Source organism: Acinetobacter sp. YH01010 (assembly GCF_013420775.1).
GTDB lineage: Bacteria > Pseudomonadota > Gammaproteobacteria > Pseudomonadales > Moraxellaceae > Acinetobacter > Acinetobacter amyesii.
This window is the reverse complement of the sequence record NZ_VOYF01000005.1, coordinates 149,752-174,094: the sequence shown is the minus strand read 5'-3', so window position 1 is coordinate 174,094 and position 24,343 is coordinate 149,752. Positions and strand designations below refer to the sequence as shown.

Below are 24,343 nucleotides of genomic sequence, written 5' to 3'. Positions count from 1 at the left end.
ATTAAGTAATTAATTTGCTTATTACAAAAAAGCCTCCTGTAAAGGGGGCTTTTTTATTTTTATCATTTGTTAAATAGCTTTATAATGGTCGAAATTTTATCTTAACCTTTTAGGTGTTCTCCCGTGGCTATCCATGAAATCCGTCATCCGCTTATTCGACATAAACTCGGCTTACTTCGTCGTGCAGATATTAGTACTAAAAACTTCCGTGAGCTTGCTCAAGAAGTGACAATGCTTCTGACTTATGAAGCAACGAAAGATTTACCAATGGTCGATCATGAAATTGATGGTTGGAATGGTAAAGTAACTGTAGATCGTATTGCCGGTAAAAAAATAACAGTCGTACCGATTTTACGTGCAGGTATTGGTATGTTGGATGGTTTCTTAAACCTGATTCCAAGTGCGAAAGTATCTGTATTGGGTTTAGAGCGTGATGAAGAAACTTTAGAAGCGCGTACTTACTACAAAAAATTAGTACCAGACGTACAAAACCGTTTAGCGATGATTATTGACCCAATGCTTGCAACGGGTTCATCGCTCGTTGCTGCTATTGACGTTCTAAAAGCCAGTGGTTGTAAAGATATTCGTGTCATGGTGCTTGTTGCAGCTCCAGAAGGCATTAAACGTGTAAATGAAGCTCATCCGGACGTAACGATTTACACAGCATCTGTAGACCAAGGTTTAAATGAAAACGGTTATATCGTTCCTGGTCTTGGCGATGCAGGCGATAAAATTTTCGGTTCAGTTCAAAAAGACTAATTTTTGCATCATGAACAGAAAAGGGGCTTTTATAGCCTCTTTTTTATATACTAAAGACATTGGCATAAATGGAATAGGGTACTTTATGAAGTCCGAACAATATAAAGGTAAAGTGAAGCAGTACAATCCTGAAAAGGGCTTTGGCTTTCTTTCATGTGAAGAAGGTGATGTATTTTTCCATATCTCTGACTTTCCCGCAGATGGTGTCGAACCAAAACGTAATGATCGCGTGAAATTTAATGTGGTGGAAAATGGAGATCGTTATAAGGCCATTAACATTGAGCGTGAAGAAGACAAATCTGCAAAAGCTAAAAAATCTAAAGTCGTGGCAAATAACCAGTCGATTACTTCAGCTTTGCTTTCAAATTTGCGTAAATAATGTGATTGTAAGATTTCATGGAAATCATTGAAATCGAAAAGAGGTCTATAGGGCCTCTTTTTTTATTATCATAAGAGTATTAAAAGAAAAGATGAGAGACAATTTTTATGTTTAAAGAGGGGAAAATCAAAAGCTATAACGTTGAGCGCGGCTTTGGATTTATACAACAAGATCAAGCAAAGGATTTATTTTTTCATATTCGTGATTTTCCTAGCCGACACATCGAACCACGTGTTGGAGAAAATCTCAAATACAGGATTGAAGAAGATCAAGGTAAATTTAAAGCTGTAAATATCATCCGTTTAGATTTGAAAAAAGAGCAGTCCACTCATGAACAGATAAATCCGTCATTTGAATCAAGGTCGGATCGAGTGAATTACCAAGCTATTCCTCACGATACAGCCAAAGGCACAGTTTGGGGCAGTAAAATCTTCAGCATGATTGGACTCATTGTAATTCTAGTATTAGCTGTGGCTGTTTATGGGAAATATCAGCAGTACCAAGAACAGAAGCAGCTACATTTACAACAGCTCATGCAAGAAAATGAAAACATTGTAAAAGAACAACGTAAAGCTCAGGGTGATTTGCCCGATCGGGTGCTGACTGAGCAAGGTGAAAAAAATCTATACGGCACAGCTTCAACGCAAGCTCAGTCTGTTGTTCAAGACACTGCGCAGGCACCTGCTTCAAGTGATTCGCCAAGGGCAGTAGAAAAAGCTCAGTTTAGTTGTGATGGGCGTACGCATTGTAGTCAGATGCGTTCATACGAAGAAGCAGTGTTCTTTAATAATAATTGTCCAAATACGAAAATGGACGGCAATAATGATGGCGAACCATGTGAACGCCAATTTAAAAATAGATAAAAAAGCGCCTTAAGGCGCTTTTTTTATTTTTCACAAAATTGCATAAAGGCTTTGAGACCCGGTCCTTGGTATTTCTGACGATGTACCAACATAAATAATGGACGGGCAAGTTGCCAGAACGGCGTATCTAAAACCACCAATTGACCTTTTTCACGTAAAGGCTCAATCGCAAGTTTAGAAATACATGACATACCAAGACCACCTGCCACGATTTTTAGAATGGCTTCGTTATGACCCAAGGTTAAACGTATATTGGCATCTGGCAGGTCTTTTAAAATTGCGTTGTCAAATACTTCACGTGTGCCTGAACCTTCTTCACGTAAGATCCATTCCACGTTATCAAAGTCAGCTGCAGTGAGTGCACGATCCAACTTCGCTAAAGGGTGCTCTGGTGAACAGCACACGGCAAGTTCATCGTCACGCCAGTGAATACATTGCAACTGTGGCAGATGGCATGAACCTTCAATTAAGGCCAAATCCAACTGAAATTGGTTTACCGCTTCAATCATTTGGCGGGTATTGCCGACTTGAAGTTGTAAATGTGCTTGAGGCTGAATTTGTAAGAAATCTGCCATGAGGTCTGGCATCAAGTAGTCACTGATAGTTAGGGTCGCACCTAAACGCAGATCAATACTTTGTAGTTCGCCTTTCGCTGCTTGTTCAAAAGCTTCACAGCGCCCTAAAATTTCCAAAGCTTGTGGCAATAAAAAACGACCCAAGTCATTCAATTGCAAGCGTTTACCAAGTCGGTCAAACAGTGGAGCACCGAGACCATCTTCGAGGTCTGCCAATGCCATACTTGCTGCACTTTGAGTAAGTTTGACAGCATCACTGGCTTTGGTAACGGTACCTTCTTGAGCGACTGCTACAAAAACAGCCAACTGGCGTAAAGTCATGCGCATGAATCAGGCCTTAACATTTAAAAAATATTAATAAATTATGCTGTCATGCTAACATGAGCACAGTCTGTCACGCCACGTTCAAATCATGTCAATTGAAAAATTTAGCTTAGAAAAGGTTTTATCTGTACACCGTTGGACCAATACTTTGTTCAGTTTTACCATGACACGCCCTGCACATTTTAAATTCACCGCTGGTCAGTTCGCACGAATTGGCTTGAAAGTGGGCGATGTATTGGTGGTTCGTGCCTATTCTGTGGTGTCGTCACCCTTTGATGAAACTTTAGAATTTTTCTCTATCGTCGTTCCAGATGGTGCGTTTACTTCAAATTTGCAGCATCTACAAGTGGGCGATGAGCTGTATTTAGAAAAAATACCATATGGCTTCCTTACCTTGGCGCGTTATCAGTTGCCATTGCCGAAGGACTTATGGCTGTTGGGGACAGGAACGGGTCTTGCACCGTTTTTATCAATGTTACAAGACTTTGAAACGTGGTCTAAATACGAAAAAATTAATCTAGTCTACAGTGTGCGTACAGCATCAGAACTGGCTTATGTCGAGCGTATTCAAGAAATCTCCGAGACCTTTGGCGAAGGGCATACGGGCTTCAAATTTATACCTATTGTGACACGTGATCCAAATGCACCGCTGCATGACCGTTTACCAGTTTTAATTGAAAATGGCGAGTTAGAACAGGCGGCAGGCTTAGCGTTTAATGTGGAAACGACGCATGTCATGTTGTGTGGTAATCCACAAATGGTTGATGACACCAAGGCGGCATTAAAGGCGCGTGGTTTGACTATGAACCGTCGTGGTGAAGGCAATATTGCTGTAGAAAATTATTGGTAATCTGCCATGAAAAAAAGCTCATCGATGGATGAGCTTTTTATTTTCGGAAATTAAATAACTGATGTTACGCATGCAAAAGTAATTTTGCATTTTTAAAATGATTTTTAAGCCAATTCGACGGAGTCTTACATCAAGGGAATGAATAAAGTGATTAGCCTTCGGCTGGAGGTACTCTTACGAAGCACGCTTCTCATTAGGCAAAATGAGAAGCGTGCTTCGCAAGGAAACCATCTTGCGGTGCAATCACCTCACCGACAAAACTCGTTCACAAGCGTCTAATTATCTAAAGTATCGCAAAAACATTTTTGATTAGAAGAAGTTCTATCTCAAACACTTGCGGATGACGTTACCGCGTATCGTACTTTTATTTGAATCAAATTACGCTTCTGATGTTACTTCGTAACATCAGTTAAATAAACGTTTTGATGTTAATGCAGAATTTTATTTAAGAACTGCTGCGCTCGTTCACCACGAGGAGCATTAAAGAAATCATCTTTGCTGCAGTCTTCTACAATTTTTCCTTGATCCATAAAGATCACTCGGTCTGCAACCTGACGAGCAAAGCCCATCTCATGGGTTACACACATCATGGTCATACCTTCTTTGGCAAGACCCACCATTACATCAAGCACTTCGTTAATCATCTCTGGATCAAGTGCCGAAGTTGGTTCATCAAACAGCATGGCAATCGGGTCCATACTGAGCGCACGTGCAATGGCAACACGTTGTTGCTGTCCACCTGATAACTGTGCAGGAAATTTAGCGGCATGCGCACTCAAACCCACACGATCTAAATAAGCCAAGCCTTTTTTCTTGGCTTCGGCTTCTGATCGACCCAAGACTTTAACCTGCGCAATGGTCAGGTTTTCGGTAATGGATAAATGTGGAAACAGTTCAAAGTGCTGGAACACCATACCGACACGACTACGCAATTTATTTAAATCGGTTTTTGGGTCATTAATGGAAATACCGTCGACTAAAATCGTACCGGCTTGAAAAGGCTCAAGTCCATTGACGGTTTTAATGAGCGTTGATTTGCCTGAACCTGAAGGTCCACACACGACAACCACTTCACCTTGTTTAATTTGAGTCGTGCAATCGGTAAGCACTTGAAAATCTTTATACCATTTACTGACATTTTGGAGGTCAATCATCGTTTTTTGATCGGTCATACACTTAACCTCCGTTGTAATTTTTTAACTGCATAGGTAGCGATCATACTAATAGTGAAATACACTAGACCGGCAAACAGAATGTATTGAGTTAACAATGACATGAGGTCGCCTCGAACATAGTTGGTGCGGAAAAAGTCTAACAGTCCGATGGCATATACCATGGTTGAATCTTGGAACAGAATGATGGTTTGCTGTAAAAGCAGTGGCGTCATTTTGCGAAAAGATTGCGGCAAAATAATTAAGCGCATCGCTTGGCTATAGCTCATACCGAGAGCATAAGCTGCAGAAGTTTGACCTTTAGGAATTGACTGAATCCCGGCACGGACAATCTCTGAAAAGTAAGCCGCTTCAAATAGCATGAAGGCCACAATACTCGACACGAGGGCAGTATCAATCGTCAGATAGTTACCTGTAATCCCTGTGTAGATAAAGGGTACGGCAAAGTAGAACCACATCAGCACCAAGAGCAAGGGAATAGAACGAAAAAGGTTCACATAGCCTTTAGCAAAAATATTAAATACTTTAATCGAGGACAGGCGCATCAACGCCAATAAAGTCCCAATAAAGACACCACCAATGGTTGCCGTGATCACCACTTTTAGCGTGATGCTGAAACCATGCCATAGTGCAGGGCCAGACGCTTGGAGGTCTTGAATAAAAGAACTGAGCCATTCCATTATTTATCTCCTGCAATTAAGCCAGGAACGCGTAGGCGTTTTTCCAGAAAATTCATGAAACCAATTAAACAGATGTTGATCACGATGAAAATAATGGTGACGTAGGTATAAATTTCGATGGTGTTTTGCGTGTATTCACTGATGGTTTTCATCTGCGAAATGATTTCTGCAACACCGACCAAAGACGCGACTGAGGTGTTTTTGACACAGTTGGTCAACTCAGAGCTGAGAGGTGGCAAAATCGTGCGGAATGACTGCGGTAAGATCACATAGCGGTATAGTTGAGCCGTACTAAATCCCATGGCATAACCTGCATTGGTTTGCCCCAAAGGAAGCGCTTCAATACCTGTCCTGACTTGCTCACAGACTCGTGCAGCTGTAAAAAGACCCAAGCCGACACTTGCAGAAATTAAGGCGGTCGTATTTGCCCCAAGGTCATTCATCCACCAGCTTTTAATCGCATCGGGGAGGAAGTTGGGTACAACATAGAACCATATAAACAGTTGAATCAATAAGGGTACATTTCGGAAAATAGTCACGTAGGCCGTACCAATACCTCGTGCTACAGGACTCGGTAGGGTACGCATAATACCCAAGATGCTGCCAAGCACCATCGCAATGCTCCATGCCACCAAAGCGATGACAAACAGCCAGCCGATCCCAATTAAAATCCAATTCAGGTAGGTCGAATCACCTACACCTGTAGATTGGAACAGCACACCCCAATTCCAGCTATAATTCATAGGAACTCCCTATAATGAGCTTAAGCCAAAATCCGTTTGGCTTAAGCATCTTTAGAATGTTTAGGGAAAGTTATTCGTCACGGTCATGTGGATTGCTAATCAATGCTTTTAATTGATCAGACATCGGGAAATTCAAATTGATATTTTTTGGTGGAATTGGCGTTTGGAACCATTTTTTATACATGTCATTGATTTCACCAGAGCTATAGGTCGCTTTGATTGCATCATCAACCACTTGTTTAAAGCCAGTATCGCCTTTACGTAGCATACAACCATAAATTTCTTGAATCGGTGCTGTACCCACGATTTCCCATTTATTTGGATCTTTGGCTTTCGATTTTTCACCCGCCAGCAAAATATCATCCATCATAAATGCCGCTGCACGACCATTTTGTAGCATGAGGAAAGACTCAGCGTGGTCTTTGGCAGAAATGACTTCACCAATACCTAACTCTTTTTCATGTTGACGAATATAACGCTCAGATGTAGTTCCTGCCGTGGTGACTAATTTTTTACCTTTAAGGTCAGCGAAGTCTTTAATCCCAGAGTCTTTTGCAGTAAGTAAGCGTGAACCCACTTCAAAGAAACCTGTTGAGAAATCAACTTGTTGTTGGCGTTCTTTATTGTTGGTGGTTGAACCACACTCTAAGTCGACGGTGCCATTAGAAACTAATGGAATTCGGTTTTGGCTGGTCACTAAGTTATAACGGATTTTTAAATCGGGAAGATTTAATTGTTTTTTTACTGCTTCAACTACTTTTAATTGAAGATCATGCGCATAACCCACAGGTTGGTTTGGATTATCTGCGATATATGAAAATGGAATCGATGAATCGCGATAGCCTAAAACAATCGTGCCCGATTTTTTGATCTTATCTAAAGTCCCTGAGTCAGAAACAGCAGCTTCACTTCCTGCAGCTTTATCCGTTGTAGGTGCTTTATTGTCACTACATGCGCTAAGCCCTAAAGTGAGCGCACTTGCACAGAACAAAGTTGCTAAATGTTTTTTTGACGTCATCGTTAAAACTCCTTTTACCCTGATTTAATATCCACTTTTTATGATCTTGTTACGTATTTAGTTTTATTGCTCTGTTTTTAAGAATGTTTCAACAATAAAAAAGAGATCATTTTCTACATCTTAGGTGATAAATCGAACAAGGCTCAAGCAAAATTTATTGCCGAATTGTTACTAAGAAATGGGATAAGTTATGAACATTTTTTATAAGAAAGTTTGCTATAAGTCATTAAATATAAAATAATTTAATTTTATTGTGAAATAGATAATGAAAATAAAAGGGCATAAAAAAACCTCCAAATGGAGGTTTTCGGGATTAAACTTTAGTTTAATCTCCGTGTTAATGCACAAACATATCCATAAATTCACGAATTTCTTGAATCGCTGTGTCTACGTCGGAAGTCAACCAAGTCGGTTCAAAAAAGCCAGCATAATGCTCCAGTCGATCTTGGGGAACAACTAAGCGAATCGGGCATTCTTCTTCGAGCAAGCGCCAAGGAATAATAGGCACTTCATTATCTAAAAAAGCCGCAATATTTCGAATATCAATCACCATCGCATTGATGCATTCAGGGAATGGCATCACTGAAAACTCTTCAGTACGTCGGCGGAAATATTCCAAATCACCCCATTTCAACACATAACTTGGCTTACTAAATTCAATAATGCCAATAAGATGCTGATCACGAGTGTAATGAAGGGAACATTGATGAGTGACGTCAGTGTCAAGATCAAGCGTTACACCTTGTTGATGGTACGCCATAGATTTGATAACAGGTGAAAAATAAGGTGCATGATTATAGCTCATTTCATTCATCAAAAGCAGAGAATTCCATCTAGCTCAAAAAAGCATTTATTTTTGCAACACTTGATACTCTGAAAATGAATACGATTGAAATGGTACATTCATTTCATGCTCCGATATTTTTACCTTAGCGATTGATTTTAAATCTAAAAATCAGTCATCTATTTAAACAGCAAGACGGATGTAAATTGAACTGATCTTTCAAGTTACATGTTTTCACGGATTGTAATTGTTCTTCACACAACAAAGGATATTGTATTGTTAGTATAAAAAGTGAACGACGAACAACAAAATAGCGAGGGGAATATGACACACGATTTTAATAAACCGCCCCATACCACCAGCGCAGAAGAAACAACACAAAAAAAACGTATCCCAGTGTATATGCTAATTTTAGTGGGTATCTTCTTAATCGCGTTATTGTTTTATATGTTTGCAGATATGAAACCGTCTGCTTCGGATGCACCACCTGATCATCCTGCACCCAATGCACAAACTGCAACTGCCAATGATACGACTAGCGGTACAGCGGGGGATGAAGCTGTTGCCAATGATTCAAATACTGCAACTGCGACAGATCATTGATGATAAATACATGAGTCAGATTTACATGATTGCAAGATCTGAACCTTAAGCATCTCATCAGAATGACACAAATAAAGCCTTGGTTATGCCAAGGCTTTTTTACATTCAATTGTGAGCTTTTGTTGGAGTTATGCATACTTTGGTTGATTAAAAAATACGCAAAAACTAAGGTGGAAAAGAAAGCTTAAGTTCAAAGCATTAATGCTGTGTGATACGCGGCATACGTAAAAATGCACATAACAACAGATCATGTATAACAATGAGGGCGAACGTATGAATGATTATCTGGGTGGTCCGCGTGGCCGTTTTGATGCCATGTATTATTGGGAACAGTTTCACCCCATTTTAAGTGCAGTAGCAATTCTCCTGATAGGTTGGGTCATTGCTTTATTGGTTGCTGCTGGCGTCAAAAAAGTTCTGCAAAAATTAGGTACAAATCAAAAACTTTCAAATGCAACTGGGCACCGTTCCAATGTTGAAAATATAGTCTCCAGAGTTGTGTTCTGGATAATTTTGATCATTGCCGTCATTGGTGCACTCAATGTACTGAATTTGACTAGTGTCAGTGGCCCATTCAGTAACATGATTCAGCAGTTCTTGTTATTTATTCCACAGCTCTTGGCTGCGGTAGCTGTAGGTTTTATTGGTTGGATCGTGGCGAGTTTGGTCAAAGTCGGTTCAAAGAAACTGCTTGATAAAACCCAACTCGATGAAAAACTTAGTTCTGAGGTTGGTGTCAGCCCAATCAGTCAAAATATCAGTGAAATTGTATATTGGCTGATTTTGTTACTTTTCCTACCGATTGTTTTATCGATCTTGGGTTTGAACGGTCTATTGTTCCCAATCCAAAATATGGTCACTGAAGTTGTTTCTTATCTTCCCAATATCTTTATTGCCGGTGTCATCGTCTTTGTGGGGTACATCTTGGCGAAGATTGTGCGAGGTATCGTGGAAGGCTTGGTGAACAGTTTGAGTTTGCAGCAGCAAGTCGAAAAAGTGGGCATGTTTAAAAACGCAAAACTTGCTCAAGTTTTGGGTAATTTTGTCTTTGCTATAGTTATTATCACTGCTTTAATTGTGGCTTTCGAAGCACTTGGTATCGAGGCGATTTCTCAGCCTGCAACAGCCATGTTGCATGAGATCATGTATGCGATACCGAACATCATTGCCGCAGGTTTAATCTTAATCTTGGCTTATGTGGTATCACGTTTTGTGGCACGTCTAGTGGTAGATGTGATCTCGGGTACTGGTGTCGATGCTGTACCAGAAAAATTAGACATTCAACGCTTTTTGGGCAATACCAAAGTGTCGGATGTGGTCGGTTGCCTGATCGTATTTTTCACCATGTTGTTTGCGGTATCTGAAGCTGCTAACCGTTTAGGCTTTGAGCAAATCAGTGCCCTTATTGCTATGTTTATCCAGTTCGGTGCAAGTATTTTACTTGGTGCTGTAATCTTGGTGGTGGGTTTCTGGCTTGCCAATATTGTGGCAAATGTGGTGCAACGAGGGGAATATAACAGTTCACGTTGGTTAGGTAATTTGGTTCGTGTGCTGATTATGGGCTTGGTTGTTGCCATGGGTTTGCGTGCCATGGGTATTGCCGACTCGATCGTGAATTTGGCCTTTGGTTTAACTCTCGGTGCGGTTGCAGTTGCTTTCGCTTTGGCCTTTGGTTTAGGTGGTCGCAATCCGGCGGAACGATTGTTATCAGATCTTATCGATAAAGCGAAACGTGAAGCCAACGAACCGAATCCAGTACAGGAACAGGCGAAGGCAAAAACCACCTTTAATACGCCTACATCGTCTGTAGCGAGTCCAACGCCATCAACATCTGTGATGACTTCTGAAGTGAAAATCGACGATGGCTATCCAAACATTCAACAGGCTGCACCCGGCGTCAGTGAAAAAGAAACGGCCACGCCAGATCAGTTGGATGTAAACCCAAGTGATCAACCACAAAATAATCCATTTGGATCGACAGGCGAGGCTGAAAAACAGGTCGATGCACCTTCGGCACCTGTAACTCCGCCAAAACCGGATGACCCTAATTAACCTGTTCCGTCTTTAGAAAATCGGCCACGCTTAAGTGGTCGATTTTAATGCTCTATTAAGGAATATTGTATGGCAAAAGCACCGAATAAATTTTTAGCCCCAGTGATTATTGCAGGAATCACGGTGGGTTTTTTGGCAAGCGCACGACGCTTTATTTTTGCAAAATCAAAACGCACTAATTTGGAGCAGGCAGAACAATCACCGCCAAACAGTGAAAAAAATTATACCAATCAGTCCAAAAATAATGATTGAAATTTACTCGAAAATTGGTATTTTAAGTAATAGTGATATATGGAATATTACTTAAAATATAAAAACTTAGGATTCATATTGCTGTCATGAATGACACTTATGATCCGTGCAAAGGAATGGCAAAATGGGGGTAATTTCAATGCTCAATACTTTAGTATCGACACTCAAACAAACCGCAAGCGTGCAACCACAACATATTTCAGTTGCCGTTGAAAAAATGGATCTGACAATTCAACGAACTTCGTCGTCGTCAGTATCATTATTTAAAACCGACTATCTTGAATAAGTCAGATCGGGCATAAAAAAAGGGCTGAATGAATCAGCCTTTTTTATGCAGAGATCATCTGCAGATTATGATTAATTCATTCTATGTCGAGATCAGACGTATTCAGAAGCCGCATGTGCAGAAGCCCATGCCCATTGGAAATTGTATCCACCTAAATGACCCGTTACATCGAGCACTTCGCCAATAAAGTACAAGCCTTTCTGTTTTTTACTTTCCATGGTTTTTGATGAGACTTCAGTGGTATCCACACCACCGAGTGTAACTTCAGCAGTACGGTAACCTTCAGTGCCTGATGGCTTCACTTCAAAGCTTTCTAAACGGCTTGCAATAAGTTCTAGTTTTTCATCACTAATATTGCCAATGGCTAATTCAGCTTGTTCAGGCCAAATCAGATTTTGTAATTCTATAACTACACTTTTCGGTAAGTGTTCATTGAACAGTGTACGCAGTAACACTTTGGGTTGACTAGATTTCTTAGATTTGAGGAAATCTAAAACATCTAAAGCTGGAAGGAAATTGATATTAAAGCGTTGGCCGACATCCCAGTAGTTTGAAAGCTGCAATGAGCTTGGGCCACTTAAACCACGGTGAGTAAAGAGTAGAGCCTCAGTAAAACTGTTTAACTCATTCGATAACGTGGCTTCAACAGCATTGCCGCTCAAGCGTGTGGTGACTTCTTTAAAACTATCGGAGAAAGTGAAGGGTACTAAGCCAGCGCGAGTGGGGTAGACAGAATGACCAAATTGTTTGGCAATCTCATAGCCAATTCCTGAACCACCTAAAGTAGGAATAGAAAGACCTCCACTGGCAATAACCACCGATTCTGCTTCAAAATAGCCTAGATTGGTTGCTACTTGAAAGCCTTGTTCTGGCAAGGCATTGACTGCTTTTACTTCACAGTTGGTTTTAATATCCACCAAGCCTGTTTTGTCACATTCTGCCAATAGCATGGCGAGAATTTCTTTTGCACCATTTTGGGTAAATAACTGCCCATGTTTGCGCTCTTCGTACTCAATGCCATATTCGCAGACCATACCAATGAAGTCCCAGTTGGTATAGCGAGTTAATGCTGAAATAACAAAGTGCGGATTATGTGAAATATAATTTTCTGGTTCGACATATAAATTGGTGAAATTGCATTTACCGCCGCCAGACATTAGGATTTTTTTGCCAACTTTATTAGCTTTTTCAACCACCAAAACTTTGCGTCCACGCTGCGCCGCTTTAAATGCCGTCATTAAGCCTGATGCGCCAGCACCTAAAACAAGGACATCATATTGATTTTGCGACATGGTAAGTTTCCGCGTGGAAGAAAGGACGCAGGATTATACGCTTTTTAGCGCTTCGGTTGAACCTTTCAGGCGACCTTGTAGGCCACCAGTATGAATCACTAAAACACGTTGATGGCTTGTAATTTGACCCCGCTCAATCATGCAGAAAATACCTCGCAGCATTTTAGCCGTATAGACCTGTTCTAATGGAATCGCATAGCGTTGCTCAAAGTCATGCATAAACTGTAAAAGTTCCGGCGTTGTTTTGGCATAGCCACCACAGCAAAATTCATCACTGATGCTCCAATTGGTTTTCTGCGTCAGCTGAGCAACATCGTCGCAAAGAAAATTGCCTTTGAGCGCTGAAAAGCCAAGAACATGTTGATGTTCAGCACTGGCTTCAATCAAGCCCGTTATGGTTCCACCTGTACCGACTGCACAGCAGATGAGATCAAAATTTTTTTGATTTTCATGGCTTAAGATTTCTCTACAGCCACGGATAGCCAATGCATTGGTTCCACCTTCAGGAATGACATAATGTTCGGGAAATTCCTGTCGTAATTGCGCTAAAGCGTCTGCTTGTTTCTGTTCTCGATACTGTTGGCGTGTGACAAAACTGAGCTGCATACCAAACTGTTCGGCGGTGGCTAAAGTAGGATTTCGGGCTTGATGTTGTAATTCTTCTCCACGAATGATGCCTAGACTACCGAATCCAAATAAATGTGCAGCATATGCTGTGGCTGCAATGTGATTTGAATAAGCACCGCCAAAGCTAAGCACCTGTTTAAACCCTAATTTCTGCGCCTCAATAAAATTATATTTGAGTTTATAAAATTTATTGCCTGATATTTGTGGGTGTACCAAGTCCAAACGCTTAATACACAAATCAACCCCTTGATATTGAATAGTCTGCTCAGGAATGGCGTGGGCGATAGATTCAAACATGTTGGTAATCGTTATCTTGGTGGTTAGAGGTCAAATAGGTAGGCATTGTAAAACGGTAGGTGCGGAAGATGAAATCCTTTACATCTTGTTCAGCTCAACTTTACTTAATGCACTTCACTACCAGCATCCGCTAACTAGCAACATCAACAGAGGTCACGACAGACATACCGGGTCTTAAGTTTTCCAAACCTTGTTGATTGGGATCAATCGCAATTTTCACGGCAATGCGTTGCACGACTTTGGTGAAATTTCCTGTGGCATTGTCAGGTTTCAATACACTAAATTCAGAACCAGCCGCAGGGGAGATTTGCTCAACTTTGCCGTAAAATTTTTGATGTTTCATGCCATCGACGCTGAACCACGCTTTTTGACCAATATGCATATCTGCAATTTGCGTTTCTTTAAAGTTGGCAGTCACCCAGCGCTGCTGTGGAATCAAATACATCAGTTGAGTGCCTGCCGCAACATATTGACCAATACGCGGGCTGACTTCGCCAAGTTGACCATCCATAGGTGCCACAATCGTGCTGTAGTCTTTGGTGGTCACTGCCTGATCAAATTGTGCTTTAGCACTATTCACTTGCGCTTTAAGCCCTGTCGCTGCAACTTGTGCAGTTTTGAATGATTCTTTGGCAACCAGTAAATTGGCTTCTGCTTGATGAAGTTGGGCCAAACTATTTTTAGCGTCTGCAATCGCTTTATCTTGTTCTGATTTCGATGCAGCGCCAGTATTGCCGAGTTGTTGGTAGCGCGTCATTTGTGCAAGAGCTAATTCATAGGCCGCACGTGATTGGTCCACTTTCGCTTCGGCTGCCGTAATATCTGCTCTGCGTTGTTCAATGGCCTGGCTTTGATTGGCAAGTGAGTTCTGTGCTTGTTCCACCCCAGATTCAGCCTGTGTGACTTTTTGATCATAGGTCGTTGCATCGATATGCATAAGCACTTGACCTTTTTTCACATGATCAAAATCCGTCACCAAAACATCTTTCACATAACCATTAATTTGTGATGAAAGCACCGTGGTTTTGCCTTTGACATAGCTATTTTCAGTCGACTCGATACTGTTATGAAATGGACCAATCCGCCACGCCCATAAGATCAGTGCAATCCCCAACAAGAGGATAATCAACATGAAAACCAGGGTACGCTGCGGCGTAGAAATAAGCTTGCTCGATGGCGCAGGCATAGCGGTTGCTGTTTGTGGTTGCTGCGGTGCTGCTTGCTCAGTGGGTTTATGGTCTTCGGTCATGTTGTTCTCAATATCAATTAGGTCATTGGGCGGTTGCTTATGTTGTTTAAGTCGGGAAAATTTTAACTACTATCCGTGCGTTGCTGTTGGCGTAATTGATATTTATTTTTGCCCATCAGCAATAAACCCCAAAGCAACAATAAAACGGCGAATATGCCATTTAAAAAAATCACATCGTTATAGGCTCGAACTTGGGCTTCTCGAGTGATGGTTTGATTAAGGCTACGTATGGCTTGTTGTTGATCTAAATTAGGGTCTAAAGAATATTGATGCGCACTTTGCGCCAATTGTTGTAGGCGCTGTTCGACTATAGGGGAGGTTTGCGATAAATCATTATAAATCTGTGCCTGATAAGTTTGGGTACGCATTTGCTGATAGGTCGAAAAGAACGATGATCCAACCAGTCCCCCAAAGGTCTGTGTCGCAGAAAACAGCACGATAAACGTCACCATGTGCGATGGGCCTTTTTGCAAAGCACTGACAATGCCTGTAAGCAAAAGTGGGCCAATAAACATGCCACTAGCAAAGCCCACCAAAAACTGACTCCAATAAAAATCATGCGGTCGTACATCACTGGTCAGGTGGTAATCCAGTGCACAGGCAAAGAGCACGAGACCTGCTGCACCGAGCAGATGAAGCACAATTTTTTCTTTGGAAAAGGTCAGGGCACTAAACACTGTGCCTAAGACAATTCCGATCAGCACAACGGTATAAAAAGAAACGAATTGGTCGGGTCCCATGCCCATGGTTTTCAAAAAATTCACTGCCGCATAGCTTTGTTCAGACATGAGAAAGCGAATGGCAAAGGCACCAATAATAAAACTCACGGTAGACGATGTTCCGAGCCAGCGTGTGACAATAAGGGGGTTGACCCGAAAATGTTCATAGGTCAGACCAACAACTAAAAGAATCAAAGCGGCGATGAGTAAATAGGCCAACCATTCAGCTTCAAACCACCAAAGAATCGGGCCTTGAGTCAACACGATACATAGCAACGCAAAGCCGGGTGCCAATAATGCAAAGGTGAATAAATCTTGCTTTTCAAACACTTCGATACGTAGACTGCGTGGCAGTTTTAGAGAGACCACCATCGCCAAACAACATAAGGCTAAACCTAATTCAAAGGTATAGAAAATAGACCAATCATTTACATCGACCAGATAGGGCGACATGATCCATGCCAGCGGTATACCCAACTGCTGAAAGCCCAAAGCCAGATAAAGCCCACGACCAAAATGAGCACGTTTAAAGGCTTGCATGATGTAATACATCCCAAGCGAACTGAGTGGAGCTGCAAGTAAGCCACTGATCACCCGTGCAAAAATTGCCATTTCATAGGTATGGACAAATAAATGCAGCACCATCACCGCGATAAATAATACCAAGCCAATTTCTGAAAATAGCCTAAGTCCATATTGTTGGCGGGCTTTAAATAAGATCAGGTTAGAGCTGACATTGGCCATAACAAATGCCGCAGGGATCCATGCCGCTTCTGAAGGCGTTAATCCATATTCACCTTGTAGAAGGGGTAAATTTGCCGTGATAAATCCATTACTTAAACTCCCCGAGATCGCAACAAATAAACCGATAAAGAAGTATAAAAAACGCTTATAGGTGGGATGTGCAATGGCAGCCGGAGAGCCGGGCAAAGTCGGTTTTTCTTCGGGTGTCCAATCCGGAGCAGGTTCCAATAAACGCGGTGATTTGGACATGACGTGTTACCCGCAAATACCATGTAGTAAAAATTCCACGGCACGTTTGGCGAGTTTTTCCTGATCTGCCTCGGTATGGCCTTGCAAAGCTGCACGTAAAATGGAGGTGACCATGGCATAGTCTGCCGGTTTAAAGTCTGCTCGGCAGCGACCATTTTGAATGGCCTGATCAATCATCGGTTGCAAAATGGCATCACGTCGTTGGTATATTTCAACCATGGCAGGATCATCCCGATCGATCACACGCCAATATTCCATTAAAGCCGTGAGATAGGGAATATTATAAATATGGTCTTGAATGAGGCGAATAAATCCATCATCGAACTGTGCATAATTAAGCGCACGCTGTTCAAGTCGGTTCAAGGCAGCTTGCATTAAGGCGAGTACCAACTCACGACGGTCATTAAAATTACGATAAAACGTCGCACGTCCAACTTGAGCCTGATTGATGATGAGTTGTAAAGGCGCATTGATCCCGTGAATACGGAATACCTCAATCGCAGCTTCTAAAAGCACTTCTCGGTTTTGCGCAGCGAGTTGTTGACGTGTGGACATTATTCTTTGACATCATCATTCTAAATTTATCTAGCTATTAAACGGACAAAAGTGTCCGAAGTAAAATCGTATTCGATAGCAGTTTTGTAACTTGTCTTCTATGTGGTTATAAGAAAATGAATAAATTATTTATTTTAAAAAGAAAATATTTTTCTATCGGCATCAATCTGCATCCGCATTGGAAAGACCGCCGAGACATAATTCCTGACAATTGACCCTAAATCGGCAGATAAATAAGGTGAATATCTGCACAAAAATGCTATGCTGAATTTATAAGCAAGATAATTATAAAAATGGAGGGCATCCAATGAGCAAATTAAGTCGGGCTGTGCTGCCTATGCTGTGCCTGTGCAGTTTTTGGATGGTGGGTTGTGATACGACTGACGAATTGCATCGTCCTCAAAACGAACATCGCACCATGATCATTGGTGGTGTCCCTGTAAATGACCATGACTATAAATTACCCCGTGAGGATGTTGCACTCAATGAAGCCGCTGCGGATGACGACTAGCAGATAGATCCGTCAAAAATAGGGTGGACATACTGTCAGTACACGGTAGTGAGACGTGACATGTAAAGAGTCACAGATGCAGTGTGCTACGTCACATGTGTGAACATTTTGAAGTAGACGTCTTACTTCTGCAGTTTAGTTTGTTGGATTAAAGCCTTACAAACATTTAAAAAGGCTCTGTACTCGCCCAGTATGCCCGAACTGGAATGAACCGCGGTTCAATTGATTAAATCAGGTCAATCTATTAGGTCTATTTGCCAATTGGATGCCTGAATTTCTAAGTTATTTTGTCTAAGTTGCTGACTAATGCTATCGGCTTGTTTCTGTAAATCTGCCACTGCAATGGTTTTAATCCAACGGATTTCACTTGAGCTATAACGACCATTTTCACGGCGTGAGCTGTCAATCGCTTGTTGCAAGATACGATGCTGTTGGGTCAATAAATCACGTTCATTGAGGACCGAAAGCATGCAGCGTCCTGAACTGGTTTTAGCCTGTGCGTTGGTGGCGTGAATCTTTTCAATTAAGCCATAAAGTTCTGTATTTACAGCAAATGCTTCTTGAATTAAAGCATTTGGTTCTTCGCTGGGTGCATCACCTTCTTGAATGAGCACGTTGTTATTGATTCGTTGTTGCAGCGAGGCCAATTTAGTTTGTAAGTCACTGCGTAAAAGTAGGGCTTCGGCTAATTTCATTGTCTTGATATTAATTTGTACTTTTAGCGATCATGCGATGGATTAATGCGGTATTCAAGTTATTTATAGTGAAAAATTTGGTCAATTAAAATAAACACTGCAAATTATAGGGAGAAATTCAGAGATTCTATCTGTAAAATTGCCACGAATTTAAGTGAAAACGGTGTGACAGTGGAATCATTTTGGATATTAGGCTCGATTGCGGCAGCACTATTACTTGGTGCAATGAGCCCGGGGCCAACGTCAATTTATGTGGCGAAGAATTCCATTGCGATTTCACGTAAACACGGTTTATTTACCGCGCTTGGTACAGGTTTAGGCGCTGCAATATTTGGGCTATTAGCGGTATTGGGTTTGCAGGCATTTTTATTGGCTGTACCTTCTGCTTATTTGGCTTTAAAAATTTGTGGTGGTTTATATCTGCTTTGGATGGCATTTAAAATTATAAAACATGCCAAAGAACCCATCGAAGCAGGCGATGCGAGCAGTTCGGAAATGTCACTCCGTCGTGCATTTACCACTGGTTTAATTACCCAGTTGTCGAATCCGAAAATTGCAATTGTGTTAGCCAGTATTTTTACGGCACTTTTACCGAAAGAGATTCCAACGTATTTTTACTTTGTACTGCCAGTTTTGTGTTTCTTTATCGATGCAGGGTGGTGCTCATTGGTCGCTGTGGCTTTGTCAGCAGAAAAACCACGTAAAGTCTATTTGAAGTTTAAAGCGGGTTTTGATCGGGCAGCAGGGGCAGTGATGACAGTGCTTGGGTTAAAGCTGATTTTTGGGATGAAGTGATTGAACTTAGCTCCCCAAAAAAAGCCTCTACGAATAGAGGCTTTTTTATGCTGAAATTTTTGAGGTCAAATGTATCTTTGCAGGCTGTCGCGTATTAATTCTGCTATATGTGTTGGTAGAGCTGAGTTAAAAACAAGTTAATTAGATCGATATTGTTGCTATTAAACGGGTAAATTTCTTCATTTATCATGTTATTTACTGTTATTATTTGTATGCTTTTTATATAAATATCAGAGGGATGATATGTCTAATAAAATTTTATTAATAGCTGCATTGGGGTGTATGTCTTTAACAGCTTGTTCAACAACAGAGACTTCTAGAACTATACAAGCGCCGCAAGTCACAGCAGCAACCGCAGCGGTTCAATATACTGGTGTAAAAACACCTGTTTCGATTGGTAAATTTGACAATCGCTCAAGCTATATGCGTGGTATTTTTTCGGATAATGTTGATCGTTTAGGTGGTCAAGCAAAAACAATTTTAGAAACGCATCTTCAGCAGTCTGGATATTTCTCTGTACTTAACCGCGATAATTTATCTGAATTACAGCAGGAATCTGGATTCAGTAAATCTGCGCAGTCGATTAAAGGTGCGCGTTTTGTATTAACTGGTGATGTGTCTGAGTTTGGTCGTAAAGAAGTGGGTGATCACCAGCTTTTTGGTGTACTAGGTCGTGGTAAAACTCAAATTGCTTATGCAAAAGTTAATCTAAACATTGTAGATGTAAAAACGGCTGAGATTGTACACTCTGTACAAGGTGCTGGTGAGTACGCACTCAGCGAACGAGAAGTACTTGGCTTTGGCTCTACTGCATCTTACGATTCAACATTAAATGGTAAAGTTTTAGATTTAGCTGTACGTGAAGCAGTGAATAATCTTGTGCTTGATTTACAGACTGGCAAGTGGTCTAACAAGTAATAGGATGTTGCTGTGAGACATATTTTTTTATTGATGAGCGGTCTTATTTCGCTAAGTTTGGTTGGGTGCGCAACTGCGCCAAAGTCATTGTACAGCTGGGGTGAATTTCCACAGCAAACTTATTTATCTTTAAGTTTGCCTGAGAAAGCGATGCCACAAGATCAAGTATTAAAACTTGAAAAAGACGTTGAAAAAGCTAAGGCGAAAAACTTAGCTGTTCCGCCTGGACTGTATGCACATTTGGGACTGCAATACCTAAATATGAATGATGCACCGCGTGCGATTCAATATTTTGAGCTTGAGCGTCAGGTCTATCCTGAGTCGACTGTATTAATGGATCGTTTATTGAAAAAAATGACGGGTCAAACTTCAGCAGGAGCAAAAAAATGAAGCATTTAAAAACTTTATTTACAGTTACTGCCGTTGTTGGCTTATTAACGGGTTGTGCAACTGCACCTAAAAATACACGTGATTTAAGTACCTATACTGCAAATATGCCAAAATCTATTTTGGTGATGCCACCTGTGAATGAATCACCTGATACTCGTGCAACCAATAGTTACTGGTCGACTGTGACGGTGCCAGTAGCTGAAGCTGGCTATTACGTTTTTCCAATCAGTGTTGTTGACACCATGTTTAAAGAAAATGGTGTTTATAACGGCGCAGATGCACAAACGATTAGCCCTAAAAAGCTTCAAGAAATCTTTGGTGCTGATGCTGCGCTTTATGTCAAAGTGAAGGAATACGGTTCTAAGTATCAAGTTATTCAAACTGTTGCAACGGTTGCTGTTGAAGCGAAGTTAGTTGATCTAAAAACAGGTGAGTTACTTTGGGAAGGAACTGAAAAGCAAGTGCTGTCTAACAGCAACAATAATGCTGGTTTAGTCGGTATGCTAGTGGGTGCTTTAGTTGACCAAATCTCGAATCATTTAAGCGATAAAGCTTATGTGTTGTCTGGGACAGTTAGTCATTTACTTTATTCACCTCGTTTAAGTGAGCAGAAGGGCTTGTTGTATGGGCCTCGTTCGCCAAACTTTGCGCAGAATGGATTAAGTCCGCAGAAATAATAAAAAGCCCCTCTAGTTAGGGGCTTTTTAGTTGTTATGTTTATGTGTTGATGAGAATACGTGCAAAGAATAGGGGTTTTATATTTTTCATGGAATTCTTATAGCTTGTAAGATAGTGGATGTTTTTAGCATACATTAGGTTGTTTTTCCTTTTAATAAAAAAATTGATCGTTTCTCGAATATAAATGTGATTATTTTTGGTTAAATTTTTATTTTTTAAGTAGGAATAATCTTATTATTGGAAGTTGCTTAGGGTAATGTGTATCTGCAAGCATAAAATATATGGAGGTGTAAATGGAAACAAGAATTGCTTGTTTGACTTGTAAAGCACTTATTTTATCTGATACGGCAATAAAGAATCAGGGTTTATGTGTTCCTTGTGCTAAAGGCTATAGAAACCAAATAGAAGCAGCTAAGAAATACTACGATGAGGAGAAAAAATATAGAGCATCTGAAGAATATGTATATTGGTTGAATTTATCACAGCAGGTATCTGATTTAGCGGATTTGAAAAAACTAAGTTTTGAGAATCAAGTCTATTTTGTTGTGAAAATATTAATTGCAGAAGTTTTTAATGGTGGATTTGATCAATATTTTCATAATAGCTCAGGCGATTATTATGCTGAAACGATACAAGCTCTAAAAGCGTTACAGGCTTTTGAAAGTTTAGAATTATTAGAAAGTGCGAAAATACTATTATTTGGTGCTTTAGAGGTTCCAGTTGAGCAAGGATTAAGATTTAATATTTTAAAAAACAGCACCGAAGCTGAAAGTATTCAATTGGATCAGTTGGATAAATTTTTTGGGGAGTTTCCAGATCAACTTGATCAAAAGCTACGTCAATTTGTCGAAATGAATCATTTATTTAAAGTATATGAGTAGCTAAAAGTGATTCTTTGCAATACGACAAGGCAAATGCTGAAGTTCTAAAATTTACAGCTGATTTGCTCGATTTCATAAAAAACAGAACTAGTCACAGAGCATTGTTTTAGATGGTAGGCGACATGGATGTCGCCGTTCACTTGTGATACATGGACGCACCATCAAGTAAACAAAAGATTTTTTGTTACCTTGCGAAGCAGTGCTTCTCATCTCCTAAAAGGAGAGGGAACTTTTAGGCATAAAAAAAGCCCCTACAACGTAGAGGCTTTTTCCAATCTTAATCTTAAAAGTTAAGACACTTTATCACCAGCTTTAGCACCAGATTCAGGTGAAATTACCCAAACACCTTCGCCATTACCCGCAGCTAAAACCATACCGTTAGAAATACCAAAACGCATCTTACGTGGTGCAAGGTTAGCCACCATCACCACTAATTTGCCTTTTAAGTCTTCAGGTTGGTAGAACTCACGAATACCGCTAAACACGTTACGTGGCTCAGCTTCGCCGACATTTAAGGTCAATTGAAGCAGTTTGTCTGAACCTTCAACGTGAGCAGCTTCTAAAACTTCCGCTACACGTAAGTCAACTTTCATAAAGTCTTCGATACCGATAATTTCAGCTTCGCCAACTTTAAGCTCAGGTTTCTTTTCAGCTTTCTTCTCTTTTTTCTTCTCAGCTTTTGGTGCTTCCGCAGGTGCAGCTAAAGAGTCTTTAGACGCATCAACCATAGCAGCAACAGCTTTTGGATCTACACGCTGCATTAATGGTTGGAATTGAGCAATTTCATGATCCACCAAAATCGTTTTACCAGACGCAAAGTCGAAAGATTCTAATTTTAAGAAGCTTTGAACTTCTGCTGCCAAGGTAGGAAGTACTGGTGCAAGGTAAACAGCCAATTGACGGAATAGGTTAATACCTACTGAACACACGTCATGTACTTGTTGTTCTTCGCCTTCAATTTTCGCTAAAGCCCAAGGCTTTTTCTCGTCGATATATTGGTTGGCTTTGTCAGCAAGCGCCATGATTTCACGGATTGCCGCAGAGAATTCACGTGCTTCATATTGAGCAGCGATTGATGCACCTGCATCAATAAAGCTTTGTACCAATTCAGGCTCTGCACACGTTGCAGAAAGTTTGTTATCAAACTTGGTGTTGATGAATTTCGCACAACGGCTAGCGATGTTTACCACTTTACCAACAAGGTCTGAATTCACTTTTTGAACGAAATCATCAAGGTTCAAGTCAGAATCTTCAACTTTGTCAGAAAGTTTAGACGCGAAGTAGTAACGTAAGTATTCAGGGTTCAAATGCTCAAGATACGTTTCTGCTTTAATGAATGTACCACGAGATTTAGACATCTTCTGACCGTTTACAGTCAAGAAACCATTAACGAATAAGCTTGTTGGGGTACGGTAGTTTGCACCTTCAAGCATTGCAGGCCAGAACAACGCGTGGAAGTAAACGATGTCTTTACCAATGAAGTGATAGACTTCATTTTGAGAATCCTTTTTCCAGTAATCGTCAAAGCTTAGGTCAGGACGTTTGGTCTTGATGTAGTTTTCAAAGCTCGACATATAGCCGATCGGTGCATCTACCCAAACGTAGAAGTATTTGTTTGGCGCATCTGGAATTTCAAAACCGAAGTAAGGTGCATCACGTGAGATGTCCCAGTCAGATAAACCTGCTTCAAACCATTCATCCAATTTGTTGGCAATCGACACAGGTAGACGACCTTCATCACGTGTCCATTTTTGTAGGTATTCACCAAAGTTCGGCAGTTTAAAAAAGTAGTGATCTGAAGATTTCTCTACAGGAGTCGCACCACTTAAAGTCGATTTCGGATTCAACAATTCAGTTGCGTTATAGGTTGTACCGCACACTTCACAAGAGTCGCCGTATTGGTCTTCTGCTTTACATTTTGGGCATGTGCCTTTAATGAAACGGTCAGACAAGAACATCGCTTTTTCAGGGTCAAACAATTGCGTAACAGGGCGTACAGCAATGTTGCCTGCTTCACGGTTCTTAATATAAATCTCAGAAGCGCGTGCTTGGTTTTCAGGGCTGTTGGTTGAGTCGTAATGGTCAAAGTCAACTTTAAAGCCAGCAAAGTCACGCTCATGTTCTTTTTGAACATTGGCAATTTGCTGTTCAGGTGTAATACCGTTTGCTTCCGCACGGAGCATGATCGCTGTGCCGTGAGCATCGTCCGCACATACATAAGTCACGTTATGACCCATTGCACGCATCGCACGTACCCAAATATCTGCTTGGATATAACCGAGTAAATGACCCATATGAATTGGGCCATTCGCGTATGGAAGGGCGTTAGTAACTAAAATATTACGCACGGATATGACTCTCTCATTCGTATTTATGCAATGGGCTGTAATTTTACATGAGATA

General features: G+C 40.9%; 26 protein-coding genes. 13 read left to right on the top strand and 13 right to left on the bottom strand.

What is annotated here, in order from left to right; all coding sequences use genetic code 11:
- Positions 1-123: 123 nt before the first annotated feature.
- The 3 genes from upp (at position 124) to FTT77_RS06605 (ending at position 2,001) form a co-directional block, all read left to right on the top strand.
- Entirely contained in the window at positions 124-759 is a 636-nt protein-coding gene (gene upp, locus FTT77_RS06615) for a uracil phosphoribosyltransferase (RefSeq protein WP_078191094.1), read from the top strand.
- An 85-nt stretch (positions 760-844) separates the two neighbouring features.
- Complete coding sequence (locus tag FTT77_RS06610; RefSeq protein ID WP_168378567.1) at positions 845-1,138, top strand: cold shock domain-containing protein; 294 nt, start codon at positions 845-847, stop codon at positions 1,136-1,138.
- A 107-nt stretch (positions 1,139-1,245) separates the two neighbouring features.
- Complete coding sequence (locus tag FTT77_RS06605; RefSeq protein ID WP_180109092.1) at positions 1,246-2,001, top strand: cold shock domain-containing protein; 756 nt, start codon at positions 1,246-1,248, stop codon at positions 1,999-2,001.
- Positions 2,002-2,024: 23 nt separating this feature from the next.
- Here FTT77_RS06605 and gigC read toward each other — a convergent pair whose 3' ends face one another.
- Entirely contained in the window at positions 2,025-2,903 is an 879-nt protein-coding gene (gigC, locus tag FTT77_RS06600) for a LysR family transcriptional regulator GigC (protein ID WP_111884894.1), read from the bottom strand.
- A gap of 85 nt (positions 2,904-2,988) precedes the next feature.
- On the opposite strand from gigC, the gene FTT77_RS06595 reads away from it, so the two are divergent.
- Positions 2,989-3,750, top strand: coding sequence for a ferredoxin--NADP reductase (locus FTT77_RS06595; RefSeq protein WP_180109091.1), 762 nt, complete (start codon positions 2,989-2,991; stop codon positions 3,748-3,750).
- 428 nt (positions 3,751-4,178) lie between these two features.
- Here FTT77_RS06595 and FTT77_RS06590 read toward each other — a convergent pair whose 3' ends face one another.
- From FTT77_RS06590 to FTT77_RS06570, 5 genes are all read right to left on the bottom strand, one after another.
- The gene (locus tag FTT77_RS06590) at positions 4,179-4,922 is read right to left on the bottom strand and encodes an amino acid ABC transporter ATP-binding protein (RefSeq protein WP_078191089.1); all 744 of its coding nucleotides are present in this window, start codon (positions 4,920-4,922) and stop codon (positions 4,179-4,181) included.
- Entirely contained in the window at positions 4,919-5,602 is a 684-nt protein-coding gene (locus FTT77_RS06585) for an ABC transporter permease subunit (RefSeq protein WP_168378570.1), read from the bottom strand. The genes FTT77_RS06590 and FTT77_RS06585 overlap by 4 nt, the downstream gene beginning before the upstream one ends.
- A complete protein-coding gene (locus tag FTT77_RS06580) occupies positions 5,602-6,345 on the bottom strand; it encodes an amino acid ABC transporter permease (protein WP_180007506.1) in 744 nt (247 codons plus the stop codon). Before FTT77_RS06580 ends, FTT77_RS06585 begins: the two co-directional genes overlap by 1 nt.
- 70 nt (positions 6,346-6,415) lie before the next feature.
- Complete coding sequence (locus FTT77_RS06575) at positions 6,416-7,363, bottom strand: transporter substrate-binding domain-containing protein (protein WP_180004747.1); 948 nt, start codon at positions 7,361-7,363, stop codon at positions 6,416-6,418.
- 337 nt (positions 7,364-7,700) lie between these two features.
- On the bottom strand, positions 7,701-8,123 hold the full coding sequence (locus FTT77_RS06570; protein WP_078191199.1) for a hypothetical protein: 423 nt from the start codon (positions 8,121-8,123) through the stop codon (positions 7,701-7,703).
- Positions 8,124-8,471: 348 nt separating this feature from the next.
- Between FTT77_RS06570 and FTT77_RS06565 the strand changes: the two genes are divergently transcribed.
- The 3 genes from FTT77_RS06565 to FTT77_RS06555 all read left to right on the top strand — a co-directional run bounded on the left by FTT77_RS06565 (position 8,472) and on the right by FTT77_RS06555 (position 11,054).
- Positions 8,472-8,750, top strand: a complete 279-nt coding sequence (locus FTT77_RS06565; RefSeq protein ID WP_078191085.1) for a hypothetical protein — start codon at positions 8,472-8,474, stop codon at positions 8,748-8,750.
- Between the two features lie 273 nt (positions 8,751-9,023).
- Entirely contained in the window at positions 9,024-10,802 is a 1,779-nt protein-coding gene (locus tag FTT77_RS06560) for a mechanosensitive ion channel (protein ID WP_180007507.1), read from the top strand.
- A 69-nt stretch (positions 10,803-10,871) separates the two neighbouring features.
- Complete coding sequence (locus FTT77_RS06555) at positions 10,872-11,054, top strand: hypothetical protein (protein ID WP_180025849.1); 183 nt, start codon at positions 10,872-10,874, stop codon at positions 11,052-11,054.
- A 378-nt stretch (positions 11,055-11,432) separates the two neighbouring features.
- On the opposite strand, the gene FTT77_RS06550 is transcribed toward FTT77_RS06555, so the two are convergent.
- From FTT77_RS06550 to FTT77_RS06530, 5 genes are all read right to left on the bottom strand, one after another.
- Positions 11,433-12,632, bottom strand: coding sequence for an NAD(P)/FAD-dependent oxidoreductase (locus tag FTT77_RS06550; protein WP_180025848.1), 1,200 nt, complete (start codon positions 12,630-12,632; stop codon positions 11,433-11,435).
- A gap of 33 nt (positions 12,633-12,665) precedes the next feature.
- A complete protein-coding gene (locus tag FTT77_RS06545; RefSeq protein WP_180025847.1) occupies positions 12,666-13,556 on the bottom strand; it encodes a 1-aminocyclopropane-1-carboxylate deaminase/D-cysteine desulfhydrase in 891 nt (296 codons plus the stop codon).
- A gap of 130 nt (positions 13,557-13,686) precedes the next feature.
- Entirely contained in the window at positions 13,687-14,805 is a 1,119-nt protein-coding gene (locus tag FTT77_RS06540; RefSeq protein ID WP_180007511.1) for an HlyD family secretion protein, read from the bottom strand.
- A gap of 62 nt (positions 14,806-14,867) precedes the next feature.
- Positions 14,868-16,517, bottom strand: a complete 1,650-nt coding sequence (locus tag FTT77_RS06535) for an MFS transporter (protein ID WP_078192276.1) — start codon at positions 16,515-16,517, stop codon at positions 14,868-14,870.
- A gap of 6 nt (positions 16,518-16,523) precedes the next feature.
- Positions 16,524-17,072: a TetR/AcrR family transcriptional regulator gene (locus tag FTT77_RS06530; protein WP_180007512.1), complete on the bottom strand. Its 549-nt coding sequence runs from the start codon at positions 17,070-17,072 to the stop codon at positions 16,524-16,526.
- A gap of 307 nt (positions 17,073-17,379) precedes the next feature.
- Here FTT77_RS06530 and FTT77_RS06525 point away from each other — a divergent pair, with 307 nt between their 5' ends.
- The gene (locus FTT77_RS06525) at positions 17,380-17,583 is read left to right on the top strand and encodes an NF038215 family lipoprotein (protein WP_078191077.1); all 204 of its coding nucleotides are present in this window, start codon (positions 17,380-17,382) and stop codon (positions 17,581-17,583) included.
- 236 nt (positions 17,584-17,819) lie between these two features.
- On the opposite strand, the gene FTT77_RS06520 is transcribed toward FTT77_RS06525, so the two are convergent.
- Positions 17,820-18,278, bottom strand: a complete 459-nt coding sequence (locus tag FTT77_RS06520) for a DIP1984 family protein (RefSeq protein WP_168378581.1) — start codon at positions 18,276-18,278, stop codon at positions 17,820-17,822.
- A 171-nt stretch (positions 18,279-18,449) separates the two neighbouring features.
- Between FTT77_RS06520 and FTT77_RS06515 the strand changes: the two genes are divergently transcribed.
- The 5 genes from FTT77_RS06515 (at position 18,450) to FTT77_RS06495 (ending at position 21,940) form a co-directional block, all read left to right on the top strand.
- Positions 18,450-19,073: a LysE family translocator gene (locus FTT77_RS06515; RefSeq protein ID WP_180007513.1), complete on the top strand. Its 624-nt coding sequence runs from the start codon at positions 18,450-18,452 to the stop codon at positions 19,071-19,073.
- Between the two features lie 243 nt (positions 19,074-19,316).
- A complete protein-coding gene (locus tag FTT77_RS06510; RefSeq protein ID WP_180007514.1) occupies positions 19,317-19,991 on the top strand; it encodes a CsgG/HfaB family protein in 675 nt (224 codons plus the stop codon).
- Between the two features lie 33 nt (positions 19,992-20,024).
- On the top strand, positions 20,025-20,381 hold the full coding sequence (locus FTT77_RS06505; protein WP_180007598.1) for a DUF4810 domain-containing protein: 357 nt from the start codon (positions 20,025-20,027) through the stop codon (positions 20,379-20,381).
- The gene (locus FTT77_RS06500; protein WP_180007515.1) at positions 20,378-21,058 is read left to right on the top strand and encodes a GNA1162 family protein; all 681 of its coding nucleotides are present in this window, start codon (positions 20,378-20,380) and stop codon (positions 21,056-21,058) included. Before FTT77_RS06505 ends, FTT77_RS06500 begins: the two co-directional genes overlap by 4 nt.
- A gap of 294 nt (positions 21,059-21,352) precedes the next feature.
- Positions 21,353-21,940 carry a DUF4375 domain-containing protein gene (locus FTT77_RS06495; protein ID WP_180007516.1) on the top strand — a complete coding sequence of 196 codons (588 nt, stop codon included), beginning with the start codon at positions 21,353-21,355 and terminating at the stop codon, positions 21,938-21,940.
- 290 nt (positions 21,941-22,230) lie between these two features.
- Here FTT77_RS06495 and metG read toward each other — a convergent pair whose 3' ends face one another.
- Positions 22,231-24,288 (bottom strand): methionine--tRNA ligase, encoded by a 2,058-nt coding sequence (gene metG, locus FTT77_RS06490; protein WP_180007517.1) that lies wholly within the window; start codon positions 24,286-24,288, stop codon positions 22,231-22,233.
- Between the last annotated feature and the right edge of the window lie 55 nt (positions 24,289-24,343).

Coding starts and splice junctions, on each gene's coding strand:
- FTT77_RS06610 (WP_168378567.1), top strand. CDS start 845: ATGAAGTCCGAACAATATAAAGGTAAAGTGAAGCAGTACAATCCTGAA.
- FTT77_RS06605 (WP_180109092.1), top strand. CDS start 1,246: ATGTTTAAAGAGGGGAAAATCAAAAGCTATAACGTTGAGCGCGGCTTT.
- gigC (WP_111884894.1), bottom strand. CDS start 2,903: ATGCGCATGACTTTACGCCAGTTGGCTGTTTTTGTAGCAGTCGCTCAA.
- FTT77_RS06595 (WP_180109091.1), top strand. CDS start 2,989: ATGTCAATTGAAAAATTTAGCTTAGAAAAGGTTTTATCTGTACACCGT.
- FTT77_RS06590 (WP_078191089.1), bottom strand. CDS start 4,922: ATGACCGATCAAAAAACGATGATTGACCTCCAAAATGTCAGTAAATGG.
- FTT77_RS06585 (WP_168378570.1), bottom strand. CDS start 5,602: ATGGAATGGCTCAGTTCTTTTATTCAAGACCTCCAAGCGTCTGGCCCT.
- FTT77_RS06580 (WP_180007506.1), bottom strand. CDS start 6,345: ATGAATTATAGCTGGAATTGGGGTGTGCTGTTCCAATCTACAGGTGTA.
- FTT77_RS06575 (WP_180004747.1), bottom strand. CDS start 7,363: ATGACGTCAAAAAAACATTTAGCAACTTTGTTCTGTGCAAGTGCGCTC.
- FTT77_RS06570 (WP_078191199.1), bottom strand. CDS start 8,123: ATGGCGTACCATCAACAAGGTGTAACGCTTGATCTTGACACTGACGTC.
- FTT77_RS06565 (WP_078191085.1), top strand. CDS start 8,472: ATGACACACGATTTTAATAAACCGCCCCATACCACCAGCGCAGAAGAA.
- FTT77_RS06560 (WP_180007507.1), top strand. CDS start 9,024: ATGAATGATTATCTGGGTGGTCCGCGTGGCCGTTTTGATGCCATGTAT.
- FTT77_RS06555 (WP_180025849.1), top strand. CDS start 10,872: ATGGCAAAAGCACCGAATAAATTTTTAGCCCCAGTGATTATTGCAGGA.
- FTT77_RS06550 (WP_180025848.1), bottom strand. CDS start 12,632: ATGTCGCAAAATCAATATGATGTCCTTGTTTTAGGTGCTGGCGCATCA.
- FTT77_RS06545 (WP_180025847.1), bottom strand. CDS start 13,556: ATGTTTGAATCTATCGCCCACGCCATTCCTGAGCAGACTATTCAATAT.
- FTT77_RS06540 (WP_180007511.1), bottom strand. CDS start 14,805: ATGACCGAAGACCATAAACCCACTGAGCAAGCAGCACCGCAGCAACCA.
- FTT77_RS06535 (WP_078192276.1), bottom strand. CDS start 16,517: ATGTCCAAATCACCGCGTTTATTGGAACCTGCTCCGGATTGGACACCC.
- FTT77_RS06530 (WP_180007512.1), bottom strand. CDS start 17,072: ATGTCCACACGTCAACAACTCGCTGCGCAAAACCGAGAAGTGCTTTTA.
- FTT77_RS06525 (WP_078191077.1), top strand. CDS start 17,380: ATGAGCAAATTAAGTCGGGCTGTGCTGCCTATGCTGTGCCTGTGCAGT.
- FTT77_RS06520 (WP_168378581.1), bottom strand. CDS start 18,278: ATGAAATTAGCCGAAGCCCTACTTTTACGCAGTGACTTACAAACTAAA.
- FTT77_RS06510 (WP_180007514.1), top strand. CDS start 19,317: ATGTCTAATAAAATTTTATTAATAGCTGCATTGGGGTGTATGTCTTTA.
- FTT77_RS06505 (WP_180007598.1), top strand. CDS start 20,025: ATGAGCGGTCTTATTTCGCTAAGTTTGGTTGGGTGCGCAACTGCGCCA.
- FTT77_RS06500 (WP_180007515.1), top strand. CDS start 20,378: ATGAAGCATTTAAAAACTTTATTTACAGTTACTGCCGTTGTTGGCTTA.
- FTT77_RS06495 (WP_180007516.1), top strand. CDS start 21,353: ATGGAAACAAGAATTGCTTGTTTGACTTGTAAAGCACTTATTTTATCT.